The sequence below is a fragment of the Streptomyces sp. NPDC028308 genome, assembly GCF_055565855.1.
On sequence record NZ_JBVHTO010000010.1, the window covers coordinates 288975 to 305732 of the forward strand.

Sequence of the window (16758 nt, forward strand, 5' to 3'; positions counted from 1 at the left end):
ATGGCCGAGAAGAAGACCGACGGCACCGTCAAGCCGCTCGACACGCACATCACCGACGCCGACGCGGGCACGATCAGGCCGCTCGACACCCACATCACGGACGCCGACGCGGGCACGGTCAAGCCGCTCGACACCCACATCACGGACGCCGACGCGGGCACCGTGAAGCCGCTCGACACGCACATCACCGACGAGAAGGCCTGAGAAGCCACCCGTCACGGGGGATCGGCCGCGGCGGCGCGGAGGGGGAGCCGTCGCGGCCGAAGTGTGTCCGGGCCCGTCTTCAGCCGTCGTAGCCGGGCCAGTTGGCCTTGCCGATGGCCGGGACGGAGTCCGGGAGACCGGTGTCGTTCTCGCAGCCGGCCCGGTCGGCGAGGTCGTGCGCCAGCTGGAGCATGATGTCGAGCCCCACCTTGCGGGCCTCGACCGCGGACAGTCCGGTGCCTTTCATCGGGCGGGCGTAGATGTAGACGCCGACGTACCTGTCCCGCTTCACGTACGCGGGCGCCCCGGCGGGGAGATCGACGTCGCACTCGAAGTACACCGCCTGCGACGCCCGGACGTAGAACGCGTGGGCGCCCATGTCCAGCGGGGCACGTGTGTCACCCCTGCGCCCGTCGATGGTGGAGATCTCCTCGACCGGTGGAAGGTCCCGCTGCCACGTGGCGGAGACGTTCAGCACCGGCGCCCGCCCGTCTTCGTCACTGAGCGCTTCGTACCTGCAACTGCTCGGCCAGTGCTCCTTGACGAACCTGAACTTGTCCGTGTCGCTGGTGAGTTCCGTGCCGGGACCGAGCAGCTTCTGCAGCGTGGCCCGACGCGGTATCCCGTTCCAGCACGGCTCGGCCGGGGCCCGAAGCGCCACGGCGTCCCCGTCGGAGCGGGTCGACCAGAGGGCGACACCCGCCCCGAGGACGACCAGCACCACCACGAGACAGAGCACCTTCACTCTGCCGGACATCTTGCCGCCGCTCATGTCTGCCCTGTTCGGTCGCTCGCTCCGCGGACACGGTGGCGGAGGTCTTCAGCCGCGCCGAGGCCGGCCGGCCGGAAGCGTCCTCGCCCTTGATGGCCGCCTACTCAGGCCGTTCCCGCTGAACACGCCGACGAACTCCCCGATACGGCAAGCGAACCTAGTCGCGCCCAGGAGCGGGTCGCAAGCGGCGCAGGGGGCCGCCGGGGTCCCTCAGGGGTGTTCATCCGCCACTCGCCCGTGCCCCCTCAACTCCCCCTTCAGCACCTTCCCGCTCGCGTTGCGCGGGAGGGCGGGGACGAACTCGACCGTTCTCGGGACCTTGTAGTTGGCCATTTCCCGGCGGGACCAGGCGATCAGGTCGTCCGCGGTGAGGGTGGCGTGCGGGCGGCGTACGACGTAGGCCTTGCCGACCTCGCCGAGGCGGGCGTCGGGGACTCCGACGACCGCGACGTCCGCCACGTCCGGGTGCAGGCCGAGGAGTTGCTCGATCTCTGCCGGGTACGCGTTGAAGCCGCCGACGATGAACATGTCCTTGATGCGGTCCGTGATGCGGAGGTTGCCGTCGGGGTCGAGGACGCCGACGTCGCCCGTGCGGAGCCAGCCGTCCGGGGTGAGGACGGCCTCCGTGGCGGCGGCGTCCTCGAAGTAGCCCCGCATGACGTTGAATCCGCGGACCAGGACCTCGCCGGGTGAGCCGGGCCCGACCACGGCACCGGACGCGTCCACCACGCGTACCTCCGTGCCGGGGATGGCCCGCCCCGACGTCGAGGCGATCACCGGCGCCGGGTCGCCGCGCCGGCACATGGTGACGATGCCGCTCGCCTCGGAGAGCCCGTACGCGGTGAGGACCGTGCCGATCCCCAGCTCGGTCCGCAGCCGCTCCACCAGCCGCAGCGGGACCACCGCGGCGCCCGTCACCACCAGGCGCAGCGCCGACAGGTCGTGGGCGTCGCGGGACGGGTGGTCCAGGAGCGACTGGTGGAGGGTGGGCGGCCCCGGCAGCACCGAGACGCGCTCCGCGGCGACGTTCGCGAGGACGGTGCCGACGTCGAAGACGGGCTGCGGAACCATCGTCGCGCCCCGCATGAGGCAGGCGACGATGCCCGCCTTGTAGCCGAAGGTGTGGAAGAACGGGTTCACGATCAGATAGCGGTCGCCCTCGCGCAGGCCGGACAGCTCGCACCAGACGGCGTAGGCCCGCAGCGTCTGGGCGTGGGTGATCACCGCGCCCTTGGGCCGGCCGGTCGTCCCGGACGTGTAGACGATGTCGGAGGGCGAGGAGCCGTCGAGGGCGTCACCGCGCGCCCGCACCTCCGCCGCCCCGACACCCTCCCCGCTCGCCAGGAAGTCCTTGAGCGTACGGAAGTCGGCGGGGGCGTCGTCGGCCAGCACCACGACCTGCTCCAGGTCGGGCAGCCCCGGCAGCGGGCCCCTTCCCTCCCCCCGGCCGGCGGCCCGCCGAAGCGAGGCCACGTACGACGTCCCGAGGAAGGTGCCCGTCACGAACAGCAGCCTCGCCCGGCTCCGGGACAGCACGTACGCCGCCTCCGCCCCCTTGAAGCGGGTGTTCAGCGGGACCAGCACCGCCCCGGCGCACACCGCCCCGAGCGCCGAGACGATCCAGTCCAGGGTGTTGGGCGCCCAGACCGCCACCCGGTCGCCGGTCCGCACCCCGCCCGCCAGGCACGCCGCCGCGGCCCGCTCCACGCGCGCCCCCAACTCCGCGTACGACACCCGCGTACGGCCCTCCACGACGGCCTCGGTGTCGCCGTACCGCTCGGCCGCCGCCCGTACCAGCCCCGGGATGCTGCCCCACTCCAGGTCCCCGCGCATCGCACGCCTCCCCTGACCGGACGACCGGACGTACCGCTAGCTGACTGACCGTCAGATTAGCTGTAACCTGACGCCCTGTCAGCAGTCGTGGACCGCGTGCGGAGGTGTGCCCATGTCGGGAAACGGGCCCGGGAGCACGGCCGGGATCAAGGACGCCACCGCCGTCGTCGGCATCGGACAGACGGCCTTCGCCAAGCAACTCCCCGAATCCGAGAAGGCCCTGGCGTGCCGGGCCGTACTCGCCGCCCTCGACGACGCCGGCATCGCACCGAGCGAGGTCGACGGACTGGCCTCCTACACCATGGAGGAGACCGACGAGGTGGAGATCGCCAAGGCGGTCGGGTTCGGCGACCTGACCCACTTCAGCAAGGTCGGCTTCGGCGGCGGCGGTTCGTGTGCCACGGTCGCCCACCTCGCCGCCGCCGTCGCCACCGGCCAGGCCACCGTCGGCGTCGCCTGGCGCTCACGCAAGCGGGGCAGCGGACCCCGGCCGTGGCGCAACACGGACGTCCAACTCCCCACGCCCGCCCAGTGGACGCGGCCCTTCGGGCTGCTCAGACCGGCCGACGAGATCGCCGTGCTGGCCCGCCGCTACATGCACGAGTACGGCGCCACCCGCGACCACCTGTTCAACGTCGCCCTCGCCTGCCGGAACCGGGCCAACCAGAACCCGGCCGCCATGATGTACGAACGCCCGCTGACCCGCGAGATGTACATGAACTCCCGCTGGATCAGCGAACCCCTGTGCCTGTTCGACAACTGCCTGGAGACCGACGGGGCGCTGGCCTGCGTGATCGTGTCGGCCGCGCGGGCCCGCGACTGCCGCCACCGGCCCGTGTACGTCCACTCGGCCGCCCAGGGCCTGCCCGCCCAGCACCACGGCATGGTCAACTACTGGACCGACGACCCGCTGACCGGCCCCGCCTGGACCGCCGCCCGGCACCTGTGGAAGCACGCCGACCTCACCCCCGAGGACGTCGACGTCGCCCAGATCTACGACGCCTTCACCCCCCTCATCCCGCTGTCGCTTGAGGGCTACGGCTTCTGCGGGCGGGGCGAGGGCGGCGCCTTCACCGAGGGCGGCGCGCTGGAGATCGGCGGCCGGCTGCCCCTCAACACCGGCGGCGGCGGCCTGAGCGAGGCGTACGTGCACGGCTTCAACCTCATCAACGAGGGCGTGAAGCAGCTGCGCGGCACCAGCACCGCCCAGGTCCCGGGGGCCGCCACCTGCCTGGTCACGGCCGGCGAAGGCGTCCCCACCTCCGCCCTCCTGCTCAGGACCTGAGGAGCCCGCATGCCCCTGCTGTCCCCCGTCCCCGACGACGACGGCGCCCCCTTCTGGCGGTACGCCGCCCGGGGCGAACTGCGCGTCCAGGCCTGCGCCGCACCGGACTGCGGCGAGCTGCGCTTCCCGCCGCGCCCCTGCTGCCCGCACTGCCACTCCTTCGATTCCGAGTGGCGCAGGATGAGCGGGCGCGGACGGATCTGGTCCTACGTCGTGCCGCATCCGCCCCTGCTGCCGGGCTACGCGGAGCAGGCGCCGTACAACGCGATCGTGGTGGAGCTGGCGGAGGCGCCGCGGATCCGGCTCGTCGGGAACCTCGTCACCGGACCCGACGCGCCGCTCGGCTCCGTCGATCCGGGGCGCCTGCGGATCGGCGCGCGGGTGCAGGTCGTCTTCGGCCCCGCCGACCCGCTGGACCGGTCGGGGACCGCGGGCACGACCGTGCCCCGCTGGGTACTGGAGCGGCCGTGAGCGGCGGCCTGCGCACCAGCACCGACAAGGACACCGGCGTCGCCGTCGTCACCCTCGACCGGCCCGAGCGGCTGAACGCCGTCGACCTCGCGCTTGCCGCCGAACTGGCCGGCGCCTGGCGGGGTTTCCGCTTCGACGACTCCGTACGGGCCGTCGTCCTCACCGGCGCCGGCGGGCGCGCCTTCTGCACGGGCATCGACCGGAGCGCGGCCGTTCCCCAGCCCGGCTCGCCGTACATGATGGACGATCCGCTGCTCACGGCGGGCCCGAAGGCGAACGATCTGTGGAAGCCGGTGATCGCCGCGGTCGCGGGAATGGCCTGCGGCGGCGCCTTCTACCTGCTGGGCGAGGCCGATTTCGTCGTCGCGGACGAGACCGCGACGTTCTTCGACCCGCACACGACGTACGGCATGGTCAGCGCCTACGAGTCCGTCCACATGGTGCAGCGGATGCCGTACGGGGAAGCCGCCCGAACCGCGCTCATGGGCACCGCCGAGCGCCTCTCGGCCCGCAGGGCGTACGAGATCGGGCTGGTCTCCGAACTCACGCCGCCCGGCGAGGCGTTGGCGGCGGCCGTGCGGTGCGCCGCCGTCATCGCCTCCTACCCGGCCGAGGCCGTGCAGGGCACCGTGCGCGCCCTGTGGAGCGCGCGGGAGGCGGCGAACGCCCACGCGTTCGCGCAGGCGCCGCACCTCATCGCGCTCGGCAACCAGCCGCCGCGACGGCAGGCGGAACTGTTCGCCGCCCGCCGTCCGGACGGGTTCCGGCTGCGGTAGTCCGGGATGGGCCGCCGCTGCGGGCGGGCCCTCTCCGGTCCCGGGCCGTCAGTCCTCCGCCGGGGCGGTCCGGGAGACCTCGCAGTGGTCCACCGAGGCGGCCAGCCCCGAACCGCCCACCTCCACGCGGACGGTGTCCTTGCCGTTCGCGGGCACCGTGACGCGCCCGTACCCGCGCGTGACGGGGATGGGGAGGTCGTTCTCGTCGTAGAAGGTGACGTCGGCCCTGAACGTCACCTTGCGGGAGTTCGGGTTGGTGACCTCGACGGTCGCGTACGGGGCCCGCTCGGTCGCGCAGCTCACCAGCCGCGCCGTGCCGTCCTTTGGCCCCTTGGAGCCGCTGCCGGAGGTGGAGCGGTGGGTCGGACGCCGGTTGTAGCCACCGGTGCTGCTGCTGCCGGTGCTGCCGCTCCCGTACGCGTCGTCGTCATCGTCGCTGTCGTAGTAATCGTCATCGCCGCCGGAGCCCGAGGTCGTCGAGCCGGAGCTGTACGAGCCTCCGCCCGAGGTGGACGACGAGCTGTCGTGGTTCTGGCTGGAGCTGCTGCAACCGCCGCCCCCGCCGCCGCTGTGACGGCTGCCGCCGTGACCGCGCCCCGTCGAGAAGCCGGTCAGTGCGAGCACGACCATGGCCAGAACCGCTGTGAACTTGAGTGTGCGCCCCCGTGAATGCATGTGATCAGCCTACTCACGGCACGCGTCCGGTCACACCGCATGACTGAGTCGTCCCCCACTTCTCCCCACAGCATGGCGGGTGCGGGGCGTGCGGCGTAGCGTCGGTTGGTAGAGCAGTGAGGAGGCCCGCGTATGGTCCGCAACGTACTCGGGTCGGTGCTCGCCCTCCTCGGAGCGGCGGCCGCCGTCTGGAGCCCATTCCGCGCCTGGTACGACGGCCGTCACGGCCGGTACTACCGCCTGGGCGACCTCTTCTTGGGGTCCGGGGTCACCGACGCCCGGGCGGATCTGTTCACCTCCCTCTTCCTGCCGTTCGCGATCGCGGCGGTGGTGACGGTCGTCGGAGTGCTGCTCCGCTCGCGGCTGCTGGTCGCGCTGGCGGGGATCGCCGTGCTCGCGTTCGCCGTGCTGTGGATGGTGCGCGTCGGGCAGGCCGAGTCCGGGCTGACGGTCGACTCCGACGGCAACGGCCTCGGGGCGGGCGTCGCGGGCGCGCTGGGCGGCGGGGTGCTGCTGCTGATCGGCGCGGCCCTGATGCGGGGGCGCGGCGGTCGTCGCGAGCGGATGGCGACGCTGCCGCCGTCGGAGCCCGCCGAGCCGTCCTGGCAGTCGGACCCGGCCTGGAACACCGGGGCGGGCGGCCAGCATGGAGGCCGGTCCGAGCCCACCTGGCAGCAGGGCCACGGAGACCAGTCCGAGGCCACCTGGCAGCACGGCCACGGGGAACCGTCCGAGCCCACCTGGCAGCACGGGCCCGCCGGGACCTCCGGTCAGGACGGGCCCTACGGGCCGACGGATCCGACGCCGGACCGGCCGCCGCCGCGGGAGCCCGGCGGCACGGGTTCGGGGGAGGACGCGCCGACGGCCACGTGGCGGCGACCGCCGGACCAGCGGTGACGCGGGCTACGTGACACCCGACGGGCGCCGGTCGTCCTCCTGACGCCTCGGGGGCAGCGCCGACGGCCACGCGCGTGGCCTCGGACGCCGGGCACGGTCCGCGCCCCCGCCGAGGGCGCCGCCGGACGTGTCACGCCGTACGTGCCGTGCCCGTGCCCTTCTCGGCGTCGAGGGCGTAGACGCAGCGGTCCTTGCTGCAGGCGTAGACGACGCCGTCCCTGACGACCGGGGCGCCGGTGATCTCGCCGCCGGTGGCCAGCTTCCAGCGGAGGCGGCCGTCGTCGGCCTTCAGGGTGTAGAGGAGGTGGTCGGTGGAGCCGAAGTGGATGCGGCCCTCGGCCACCGCGGGGGCGCCGACGATGTCGCCGCCCGCCTGGAAGCGCCACTTCGGGGTGCCGGTCACGGCGTCCAGGGTGTAGAGGCCCTTGCCGCTGCCGACGTGGACGTGACCGGCGGCGACCAGGACCGGTTCGACGGAGGCGCGGGACTCGGTCGCGATGCGCCAGCGGTCGCGGCCGTCTGTGGCGTCCAGGGCGTACACGGTGCCCAGGTAGTCGGCGAGGTAGACGCCGCCGCCGGTCACCGCCGGGCCGGGCGCGAAGGTGGGCGGGCAGAGGAAGACCGCGGGGGCCTCGAAGTGCCAGCGGACGTGGCCGCTCGTCACGTCGATGGCCAGGACGCGGGTGCCGGCGGACACGTACACGTATCCGTCGGGTGCCTGGGTCAGCCGGACGGGGACGCCGCCGCAGGAGGCCGCGTCGCCGATGGGGTACGACCAGCGCTCCTCGCCGGTGCGGGACTCCAGGGCGCGCAGGCGCGCGTCCTTCCACACGTAGACCGTGCCGTCGTGGACGGCGGGTCCGGCCTCGGGGGACTCGAAGTCCGTCTGGGCGCCGGTGATCTCCCACAGCTTCTGGCCGTTGGCCGCCTCCCACGCCTGTACGCCGCCGCCGCGGGTGCCGGTGACGACGGTGCCGCGGTCGGCCTTCAGGGAGTACACCCAGGCGTCGGTGGACACGCGCCAGATGTCGCCCCCCTCACGGGCGTCCAGGGCGAAGAGGGTGGGGCCGTCGGAGGCGTGGATACGGCCGTCCGCGACCGCCATCGACCAGGCGACGTCGCGGGTCTTGAAGCGGCGTCTGCCGGTGGCCACGTCCAGCGCGTGCACCTCGAAGGAGGTGACGTAGACGAGGTCGTCGGCCACGGCGGGCGTGCCCCACACGTCGTTCGACATGCGGAAACGCCAGGGGCGCCAGCCGGCCGGGGACTCCGGGGCGCGGGCGGGCGGTGCGACGGCGGGCACCGGGTCGGCGCCGTTGACGCCGGGGCGCGGACGGGACCAGGACGCGGCGAGGCCGGCCTCCGGAGGGGGTGCCTTCACGGCGGCGGCGCGGGCGTCGGCGACCCGGGGTCCGGGACCGATGGGCACCTTGGCGCCGGCCAGCCGCACCGGGCCGGTGTCGGGCGCGCCGGCGGCAGGCCGGGGCGGGGCGTGCTGCGGCACCGGCGGTGCGGTGACGACACCCCGGCCGCCGCCGCTGCGGGCCGACGACGCGGCGGGCTGCACGGGGGGACGGCCGCCGCGGCGCGTCTCGATCAAGCCCACCGCCCGCTCGGGCAGCCACGCCGACGCCGTACCGCTGTCGTCCGATCCGGAGCCGAAGAGGTGCGGGGCCAGCTGCGCCTGGAGGTCGGCCGGGTTGGGCCGGGCCGTCGCGTCCATCTGCATGCAGGACTCGATGAGGGGGCGCAGCTCGTCCGGGAGTCCTTCGAGGTCGGGGCCCTCGCGGAGGAGCATGAAGACCGTCTCAACCGGGTTCGCGCCGTGGAAGGGGGCGTGGCCGGTGGCGGCGAAGACGAGCATGGAGCCGAGCGAGAAGACGTCGCTGGCGCCGGTGACGCTGCGCGAGTCCTTGGCCTGCTCGGGCGACATGTACGCGGGGGTGCCCACCGCGACGTTCGTCATGGTCAGCCGGGTGTTCGAGACGCCGGAGGCGATCCCGAAGTCGATCACGCGGGGGCCGTCCTCGACGACGAGGACGTTCGAGGGCTTCAGGTCGCGGTGGACGAGACCGGCGCCGTGGATGGACTGCAGCGCCTCCGCGACACCGGCGGCCAGCCAGCGCACCGCCTGGGCCGGCAGCGGCCCGCACTCGTTCACTATTTCCTCGAGCGAGGGCGCGGGGACGTACGCGGTGGCCAGCCACGGGACCGCGGCGCGCGGGTCGGCGTCGACCACGGCGGCGGTGTAGAAGCCGGACACGGCTCGCGCCGCCTCCACCTCGCGGGTGAAGCGGACCCGGAACAGCTGGTCCTCGGCGAGCTCCGTCCTGACCGTCTTGATCGCCACGCGCCGGCCGGACGCCGAGCGCGCGAGATAGACCAGCCCCATGCCGCCCGCACCCAGCCGTCCCAGCACCTCGAACGGCCCGATCCGCCGCGGATCGTGCTGCGTCAGCTGATCCACCACTTGCCTGCCACCTCCCCGTACGGGCCGCGTCATCCACGTATGAACGCGGCCCCGTGCAGCGTCTCACCACCGAACCGCCACAGCGGCACGCACCCTGATTCTTCCTGTCCGGGCCACCGGTTGCGAACCCGGGTGCGGATCGGGGTGTCTCAGGACAAAACCACGTCGGGCGGTTTCTGCAAAGCGGCGGCCGGATGGTGGAACGCGGACGGATGCCCGGTTCAGCGCTGCATCACCGCGAACGACGCCCCCTGATTGTCCGTGACGACGGCCACCCGTCCGTACGAGGTGTCGAACGGGGGTGCCTGTACCCGGCCGCCGAGCCGGCGGACGGTCTCCAGGGCCTCCTCGCAGTCCCGGACGCCGAAGTGGACGAGGAAGTGCGGGGGCATCTCGGCCGGGAAGATGTCGGACACGGCGGTGCGGCCCACGTCGGGCTGGTCGGGGGTGCCGAAGAGGTCCGCGTAGAAGGAGCCGGAGGGGTCCCTGGCGTACAGCTCGGCCCAGCAGAAGGAGCCCTGCCGGTGGCGGCGGCCGAAGCCGGGGTGCGAGTCCGCCTGCCAGAGCCCGAAGACGGCGCCCTCGGGGTCGGCGGCGAGCACGGTCGTGCCGAGGGAGTCCACGGGCAGCGCGTCGGTGATCACCTGTCCGCCGGCCGCCGTGATCCGCCGGGCGAGCGCGGCGGCGTCGGGGGTGGCGAAGTACACCGTCCAGACGGTGGGCATCCGGCCGTCCCGCTTGGGCGTGAGGGCGGCCACGGGCTCGCCCTCACGGTGCGCCCAGACGGAGGTGCCGCGCCGTGGGGAGGTGGTACGGGGGGTGCGCGGGGTGCTGTACGCCTCCTCGAAGGTCCACCCGAAGAGCTCACCGTAGAAGCGCTTGCCCGCCTCCACGTCGGAGAGCTGGGCGTCCGTCCAGCAGGGGACGCCCTCCGCGAAAGCGGCGGACGCGGCGGATGACGCGGATTCGGCCATGCCGCCAAGCTAACGGCCGCTCACGCACCGCGCACGGCGGAGGCACCCCCTCGGAGGCCCCGGAAATGGGCGTACTCCCCATTTGCAGTCGGCCGAATCGCGCTCCGATCACCCCTCGGTAAGCTGACGGCATGACAGGACAAGTGCGTACCGTCGACGGCCGTGTGGCCGGACGGCGTGGGCAGGCGACCAGGCAGAAACTGCTCGACTGCCTCAGCGAAATGCTCAGCTCCTCGCCCTACCGGGACGTCAAAGTCATTGATGTCGCCCGGAAGGCGGGCACGTCACCGGCGACTTTCTACCAGTACTTTCCGGACGTCGAAGGCGCCGTCCTGGAGATCGCCGAGCAAATGGCCGCGGAGGGCGCCGGGTTGACCCGGCTGCTCGAAGGCCGCTCCTGGGTCGGCAAGGCAGGCTGGCAGACCGCGCAGGAACTCGTGGACGGTTTCCTGGAGTTCTGGCGCAAGAACGACGCGATTCTGCGTGTCGTCGACCTGGGTGCAGCCGAGGGCGACAAGCGGTTCTACAAGATCCGGATGAAGATCCTGAACTCGGTGAACAACTCCCTTACGGACACGGTCACCGAGCTCCAGTCCAAGGGCAAGGTCGACAAGGACGTCAACCCGGCGGCGATGGCGGGTTCCCTCGTCGCCATGCTCGCGGCGGTCGCCTCGCATCAGCGGGGCTTCCAGACGTGGGGCGTCAAGCAGGCTGAACTCAAGCCGAACCTGGCGATGTTGGTGCACCTCGGCGTCACGGGCAAGAAGCCGACGAAGTAGCACCTCTCCCTTTCCTCGACACAATTCCTGTCATGCGGGCGGCGGTCCACCGGTGTGGGCTGCCGCCCGCTGCGCTGTACGGGACCGGCGGATACGGCGACCCGGTGCCGCACGGGCGGCACGGCCCTACGCGGGCAGTGGATGCGGCGGCCCGGTGCCGCACGGGTTCCGCGGCCCTACGCGGGCAGCGGGCGGTCGGCGACGACGTGCTTCATGACCAGCGTGGAGGTCAGCCGCTGCACGCCCGGCAGCGTCGCGAGCCGCTCGTCGTAGAGCCGCCGGAAGGCCGCGAGGTCGGCGGTGGCGATCCGCAGGAGGTAGTCGGGCTCGCCGAAGAGGCGCTGCGCGTCCAGCACGTGCGGGATGCCGGCGACGGCCTCCTCGAAGCCGGCGATCGTGTCCCGGTCCTCCTGGCGCATCGACACGAAGACCAGCGCCTCGAAGGTCAGCCCCACGGCTGCGGGGTCCACGACCGCGCGATAGCCCTTGACGGCGCCGGACCGCTCCAGCTCCCGCAGCCGCCGGTGGCACGGGGAGACGCTCAGCCGCACCCGCGCCGCCAGCTCCGTCACGGTCAGCCGCCCGTCCCGCTGGAGCTCGGCAAGAATCCTCTGGTCCACGGCGTCCATGCGGCGGATCCTGCCCCGGGACCCGCCCCCACGCGCAAACCCGGGCAGCACATTCGGGCCAGCCGGCACCGCACACGCCCCACCGGGCTCACACGGCCTTGGAAGGCCGGGGGGGCCGGGCGCCCAGGGGACCCGAGGGGCAACCGGGTGTTCCGGGGTCACCGGGGCGTGATGCGGAACAGCCGGATCTCGCGGGTGATCCGGCGCTGGTACGCGGCGTACGGCGGCCAGAACTCCAGTGCCGCCCGCCAGGCCGCCGCCCGCTCCTCCCCTTCCAGGAGCCGGGCCGTGACGGGCACGTCCCGCCCCTTCCAGCTGATCTCGGCGTCCGGATGGGCCAGCAGGTTGGCGGTCCAGGCGGGGTGGCCCGCACGGCCGAAGTTGGACCCGACGAGCAACCAGCCGGCGGGCAGCGCGCCGTCGGTGCCGCCCTCCGGCATGCAGGCCAGCGGCGTGCGCCGGGGCAGCCCGCTCCGCGCGCCGCGCGCGGTGAGGACGACACCGGGCAGCATCCGCGCGCTCGGCAGCACCCTGCCCCGCGTCATCCGGTGCACGGCGCGGTCGAGGGCCGGGATCACGTGCGGCGCGACGCGGGCGAAGGTCCTGGTCGAGGACACCTTCTGCACCAGCCGGACACCCCGGGTCATCACACCGCCACCTCTCCCGCGTCGAACAGCCGCGCCGCGTCGGCGGCCCGCGCCCGCAGCCGGTGCACCGGCCCGAACAGCAGCGCGTCGCCGGTCGCGCGCTTGAAGTACAGGTGCGCCTCGTGCTCCCAGGTGAAACCGATGCCGCCGTGCAGCTGGATGCCCTCGGAGGCGGCGGACCGCAGTGCCTCCAGCGCCTGCGCGAGCGCCAGCCCGCCCACCCGCTCGGCTCCGGTGCCGCACGCCCGGGCCGCGTAGTACGCCGCCGACCGCGCCGCCTGGACCCGCACGTAGACGTCCGCGAGGCGGTGTTTGACCGCCTGGAAGGAGCCGATGGGCCGCCCGAACTGGTGCCGCTGCCGCACGTACTCGACGGTGCGCTCCAGCGCGCGGTCCGCGGCTCCGACGGCCTCGGCGGCCAGTACGGCGGCTGCGCCGTCCCCGGCGGCGGCGAGCGGTCCGAGCACGTCGGCGTCCTCGTCCCCGAGCAACTCGGCCTTCACGTCGCGCAGTTCGACGCGTGCCTGCGGCCGTGTGACGTCCAGCGCGGTCTGCCGTACGCGCACCAGTCCGCCGTCCAGATCCTCGGGCCGTACGAGGAACAGCAGGGTCCGCGACCGGGCGAACCCTCCGGTGTGCGCGGGCACCACCAGGAGCCCGGCGCTGTGCCCGTCGAGCACCTGGGCCGCCTCCCCGTACAGGCGCCACCGCCCGTCGACGCGCCTGGCCTGGACGCCCCCCGCCCGTCCGCCGCCCGCCCAGCCTCCCCGGTGGTCGCCGACCAGGCCCAGCGCGGTGGCGAGCGCGGCTCCCGGTACGGCGAGGGCCGCGGTCAGCTCCCCGGCCGCGATCCGGGGCAGCAGGTCGGCGCGCTGGGCCGCGGTGCCGAGGGCGAGGATCAGCGGGGCGGCCAGCACGGCCGAGGAGAGCAGCGGCGAGGGGGCGAGGAAACGCCCCGACTCCTCGCAGGCGAGCGCGAGTTCCGTGATCGAGCAGCCCACCCCGCCGTAGGTCTCGGGAAGGGCGAGGCCGGGCAGCCCGAGCCGGCCCGCGAGCGCCTCCCACAACGCGCCCTCGTACCCGGCGGGGGTCAGCCCGGCGGCCCGCCGCTCCTCGGGACCGCAGCGCTTGAGCAGCAACTCCCGGACCGTACGCCGGATCTCGTCCTGTTCGGCGGTGAAGCGGGCGTCCATGGGCGGGACTCCTCCCCGGGGCGGCTACCGGCCGAGGGCTCTCCCCGCGCCGGCCCCCGCCACGTATCTGACGGGCCGTCATGTTAGGGCGGTACCCGGCGGAAGCACAGGGGCGCGGACCACCGGACCCGGCGGCCGACCCCTCCCGGGAGGCAGCGCATCTGATGTACCGTCAGATTTGTGACGCCAACCCCACGGACTCCGGGGTCGTCCCGGCCTTCGACCGCCTCGGGACGACGCAAGGTCGCCGTCGTCGGGGCCGCACTCGCCGACTGCGGCCGGGTGGACGGGACGACCGCGTACGCGCTGCACGCCCAGGCGGCCCGCCGTGCCGTCGCCGACTCGGGGCTGGACCGCGAGGTGATCGACGGCTTCGCCTCCGCCGGCCTCGGCACGCTCGCCCCGGTCGAGGTGGCCGAGTACCTGGGCCTGAGACCCGTGTGGGTGGACTCCACCTCGGTCGGCGGCTCCACCTGGGAGGTGATGGCCGCCCACGCCGCGGACGCCATAGCGGCGGGCCACGCCAACGCCGTCCTGCTCGTCTACGGCTCCACCGCCCGCGCCGACATCAAAGCGGGCCGCCGCACCGGCGACCTCTCGTTCGGCGCCCGGGGCCCGCTCCAGTACGAGGTCCCCTACGGCCACACGCTCGTCGCCAAGTACGCGATGGCCGCCCGCCGCCACATGCACCAGTACGGCACCACCCTCGAACAGCTCGCCTCGGTCTCCGTGCAGGCCAGGGCGAACGCCGCCGCGAACCCCGAGGCGATGTTCCGCGACCCCGTCACGGTCGACGACGTCCTGTCGGGCCCGATGATCGCGGACCCCTTCACGAAGCTGCACTGCTGCATCCGCTCCGACGGCGGAGCGGCCGTCCTGCTCGCGGCCGAGGAGTACGTACGCGACTGCCGCACGGCACCGGTGTGGATCCTCGGCACCGGCGAACACGTCTCGCACACCACGATGTCCGAGTGGGCCGACTTCACGGTCTCCCCGGCCGCCGTGAGCGGACGGCTCGCCTTCCGGCGGGCGGGACTGCGCCCGGACGAGATGGACCTCGCCGAGATCTACGACGCCTTCACCTACATGACCCTCGTGACGCTGGAGGACCTCGGGTTCTGCGCGAAGGGCGAGGGCGGCGCCTTCGTGGAGAAGGGGCGGCTGACGTTGCGCGGGGACCTGCCCGTCAACACCGACGGGGGCGGGCTGTCGGCCCAACACCCGGGGATGCGGGGCCTGTTCCTGCTCGTGGAGGCGGTACGGCAGCTGCGCGGGGAGGCGGGCGAGGGGAGGCAGGTACGGCGCCCCGACGGCGGGCTGCCGCGCCTCGCGGTGGCCTCCGGCACCGGGGGCTGGTTCTGCTCAGCGGGAACGGTGGTCCTGGGGCGCGGGTGAGCCGGCGGTGCGCCGCACGTCCGCACACTCGCCCACGCGCTCCGGGGGCGGGCGCGCAGCTCCCCGGGGACCGGCACCGTCGCGTCGGCGCGTACCGGGAGCGGGCCTGCCGGGGCGGGGCGGCTCGGGCGCGCGGCGAAGACGTACAGGCGCAGCACCAGGAAGCGGCCGGCCCCGGCGAGCCCGGAGGCGCCGAGGTAGACGGCCTGCTCGGCCTGTACGCCGGGCGCCGACGTCACCAGGTGCAGGACGAGCACCGCGGCCGAGGTCACGGCGTACGCGGCGGTGGCCGACCCGGCGGACTGCCAGTGCCGGCGCCATCCGGCACGCCCGCCGGCCCCGAAGGTGAACCGTGCGTGCAGCTCCGTGCACAGGAGGGTCGAGACGACGGTGACCAGCGCGTTCGCCAGGAGCCACCCCAGCCCGTCGGCGAGCAGCGGCACCGCGGCACTGGAGAGGAGTCCGACTCCCCCGCCGCACACCACGAACCGGACGAAGGAGGCCAGCGGACCCGGTGCCGCCACGGCCGCCGGGGCCTTCCGTACGCCGTCGGTACGGGCCTCGACGGCTTCGGGAACCCGCGCCGCGCACGCCGTCTCCGGCTTCGGCGAGAGCAGCGAGTTCATGGGGTTTCCTTCCGGGCGGCGGGGCCGTGAACCTCTGGGGTTCGACCGGGTCCAACGATGCCGTCGCGCGCTCCCCGGCACGAGGAGGCGGGCTCCCGGACCGGGGGTATGGCCAGCCCTACCCAGGGCCGGGGGCCGCCCCCGGACGCGCCCTTGAACTGCCATGCGGGGAGAGTGAGTTCGGCGTAGGTGGTGGGGCCCCGGGGGCCACAGCAGAACACCGGCGCGGACGGTCCCGGCCCTCGTCGAGAGGACCTGGGCGGGCGTACCGAGGCCGGGCGGTGGGCCTGCGCGGGCGGTCCTGTTCAACCCGGGGTCACGCCGACACGTGCGCCCCGGTGCCGCGCGGAAGGCGTGGGTACGCGCGCACCCGTGGCGTCGTCGGTCACGCCGACGGCGGGATGCGCGGCCGTACGGGACGCCTACGCGGGCGGTCCCGGTGCCGTCGCGGGAGAATCGGGGCATGAGTGCCGACACGTCCTCCGCGTTCGCCCGCCTGCTGCGGTCCCAGCGGGTCTGGGACACCGAGCTGCCCGCCTTCGATCCGGACGCCGCGCCCGGGGAGCCGCTGCCGCTGTTCGAGGAGTGGTTCGCGGAGGCCGTGGCCGCCGGGCAGACGGAGCCGCACACCGTGTCCCTCGCCACGGCGGACGAGGACGGCCTGCCCGACGTCCGCACGGTGATGCTGCACGGCGCGGACGCGGACGGCTGGTCCTTCGCCACGCACGCCACGAGCCGCAAGGGCCGCCAGCTCGCCGCCCGCCCGTACGCCGCCCTCGGCTTCTACTGGCCCGCACAGGGCCGCCAGATCCGGCTGCGCGGCCCCGTCACGCTCGCGCCGCCGGAGGAGGGGCAGGCCGATCTGCACGCCCGTTCCACCGGCGCGCTGGCCGCCGCCCTGGTCGGCCGGCAGAGCGAAGTCCTGCCGTCGCGGGCGGAGTTGGCGCGGGCCTCGGAGGCCGCCTGGGCCCACGCCGAGCGTGAACCGGACGCTCCCGCCCCGACCTGGACCCTGTACCGGCTCCGGCCCGACGAGGCCGAGTTCTTCCAGGGAGACGCCCGCCGGCAGCACGTACGGCTGAACTACCGCCGTACGGAGGACGCCTGGCGCAAGGAACTGCTCTGGCCGTGA

16 protein-coding genes are annotated in these 16758 nt (G+C 73.9%); 8 read left to right on the top strand and 8 right to left on the bottom strand.

Annotated features, from left to right (window positions below; all coding sequences use genetic code 11):
- Positions 1-204, top strand: coding sequence for a hypothetical protein (locus tag ACZ4VA_RS24350; RefSeq protein WP_356163890.1), 204 nt, complete (start codon positions 1-3; stop codon positions 202-204).
- A gap of 79 nt (positions 205-283) precedes the next feature.
- Here the strand turns inward: ACZ4VA_RS24350 and ACZ4VA_RS24355 are convergent, their stop codons facing one another.
- Positions 284-961: a hypothetical protein gene (locus tag ACZ4VA_RS24355; protein WP_468082506.1), complete on the bottom strand. Its 678-nt coding sequence runs from the start codon at positions 959-961 to the stop codon at positions 284-286.
- A 225-nt stretch (positions 962-1186) separates the two neighbouring features.
- Positions 1187-2809: a FadD3 family acyl-CoA ligase gene (locus ACZ4VA_RS24360; RefSeq protein ID WP_468082507.1), complete on the bottom strand. Its 1623-nt coding sequence runs from the start codon at positions 2807-2809 to the stop codon at positions 1187-1189.
- 112 nt (positions 2810-2921) lie between these two features.
- Between ACZ4VA_RS24360 and ACZ4VA_RS24365 the strand changes: the two genes are divergently transcribed.
- The 3 genes from ACZ4VA_RS24365 to ACZ4VA_RS24375 are packed head-to-tail and all read left to right on the top strand — an operon-like array spanning position 2922 to position 5341.
- The gene (locus ACZ4VA_RS24365; RefSeq protein ID WP_355781426.1) at positions 2922-4094 is read left to right on the top strand and encodes a lipid-transfer protein; all 1173 of its coding nucleotides are present in this window, start codon (positions 2922-2924) and stop codon (positions 4092-4094) included.
- A gap of 9 nt (positions 4095-4103) precedes the next feature.
- Positions 4104-4565 (top strand): Zn-ribbon domain-containing OB-fold protein, encoded by a 462-nt coding sequence (locus ACZ4VA_RS24370; protein WP_468082508.1) that lies wholly within the window; start codon positions 4104-4106, stop codon positions 4563-4565.
- On the top strand, positions 4562-5341 hold the full coding sequence (locus tag ACZ4VA_RS24375) for an enoyl-CoA hydratase/isomerase family protein (RefSeq protein WP_355781430.1): 780 nt from the start codon (positions 4562-4564) through the stop codon (positions 5339-5341). Before ACZ4VA_RS24370 ends, ACZ4VA_RS24375 begins: the two co-directional genes overlap by 4 nt.
- Positions 5342-5389: 48 nt before the next feature.
- Here the strand turns inward: ACZ4VA_RS24375 and ACZ4VA_RS24380 are convergent, their stop codons facing one another.
- Positions 5390-6016: a putative periplasmic lipoprotein gene (locus ACZ4VA_RS24380; protein ID WP_356163887.1), complete on the bottom strand. Its 627-nt coding sequence runs from the start codon at positions 6014-6016 to the stop codon at positions 5390-5392.
- Between the two features lie 132 nt (positions 6017-6148).
- Between ACZ4VA_RS24380 and ACZ4VA_RS24385 the strand changes: the two genes are divergently transcribed.
- Positions 6149-6913: a hypothetical protein gene (locus tag ACZ4VA_RS24385; protein ID WP_468082509.1), complete on the top strand. Its 765-nt coding sequence runs from the start codon at positions 6149-6151 to the stop codon at positions 6911-6913.
- Positions 6914-7043: 130 nt separating this feature from the next.
- Here the strand turns inward: ACZ4VA_RS24385 and ACZ4VA_RS24390 are convergent, their stop codons facing one another.
- Both ACZ4VA_RS24390 and kbpA read right to left on the bottom strand, forming a co-directional pair.
- Entirely contained in the window at positions 7044-9383 is a 2340-nt protein-coding gene (locus ACZ4VA_RS24390; protein ID WP_355781439.1) for a serine/threonine-protein kinase, read from the bottom strand.
- Between the two features lie 221 nt (positions 9384-9604).
- A complete protein-coding gene (gene kbpA / locus ACZ4VA_RS24395; RefSeq protein ID WP_355781441.1) occupies positions 9605-10357 on the bottom strand; it encodes an AfsK-binding protein KbpA in 753 nt (250 codons plus the stop codon).
- Positions 10358-10500: 143 nt separating this feature from the next.
- Between kbpA and ACZ4VA_RS24400 the strand changes: the two genes are divergently transcribed.
- A complete protein-coding gene (locus tag ACZ4VA_RS24400) occupies positions 10501-11136 on the top strand; it encodes a TetR family transcriptional regulator (RefSeq protein WP_355781449.1) in 636 nt (211 codons plus the stop codon).
- Between the two features lie 176 nt (positions 11137-11312).
- Here ACZ4VA_RS24400 and ACZ4VA_RS24405 read toward each other — a convergent pair whose 3' ends face one another.
- The 3 genes from ACZ4VA_RS24405 to ACZ4VA_RS24415 form a co-directional block, all read right to left on the bottom strand.
- Positions 11313-11765: an Lrp/AsnC family transcriptional regulator gene (locus ACZ4VA_RS24405; protein ID WP_355781444.1), complete on the bottom strand. Its 453-nt coding sequence runs from the start codon at positions 11763-11765 to the stop codon at positions 11313-11315.
- Positions 11766-11923: 158 nt separating this feature from the next.
- On the bottom strand, positions 11924-12412 hold the full coding sequence (locus ACZ4VA_RS24410) for a nitroreductase family deazaflavin-dependent oxidoreductase (RefSeq protein WP_389390849.1): 489 nt from the start codon (positions 12410-12412) through the stop codon (positions 11924-11926).
- Entirely contained in the window at positions 12412-13605 is a 1194-nt protein-coding gene (locus ACZ4VA_RS24415) for an acyl-CoA dehydrogenase family protein (protein WP_389390850.1), read from the bottom strand. The genes ACZ4VA_RS24410 and ACZ4VA_RS24415 overlap by 1 nt, the downstream gene beginning before the upstream one ends.
- Before the next feature lie 180 nt (positions 13606-13785).
- Here ACZ4VA_RS24415 and ACZ4VA_RS24420 point away from each other — a divergent pair, with 180 nt between their 5' ends.
- On the top strand, positions 13786-15000 hold the full coding sequence (locus ACZ4VA_RS24420; RefSeq protein ID WP_468082510.1) for a thiolase C-terminal domain-containing protein: 1215 nt from the start codon (positions 13786-13788) through the stop codon (positions 14998-15000).
- Between the two features lie 1089 nt (positions 15001-16089).
- Positions 16090-16758 (top strand): pyridoxine/pyridoxamine 5'-phosphate oxidase, encoded by a 669-nt coding sequence (locus ACZ4VA_RS24425; protein ID WP_468082511.1) that lies wholly within the window; start codon positions 16090-16092, stop codon positions 16756-16758.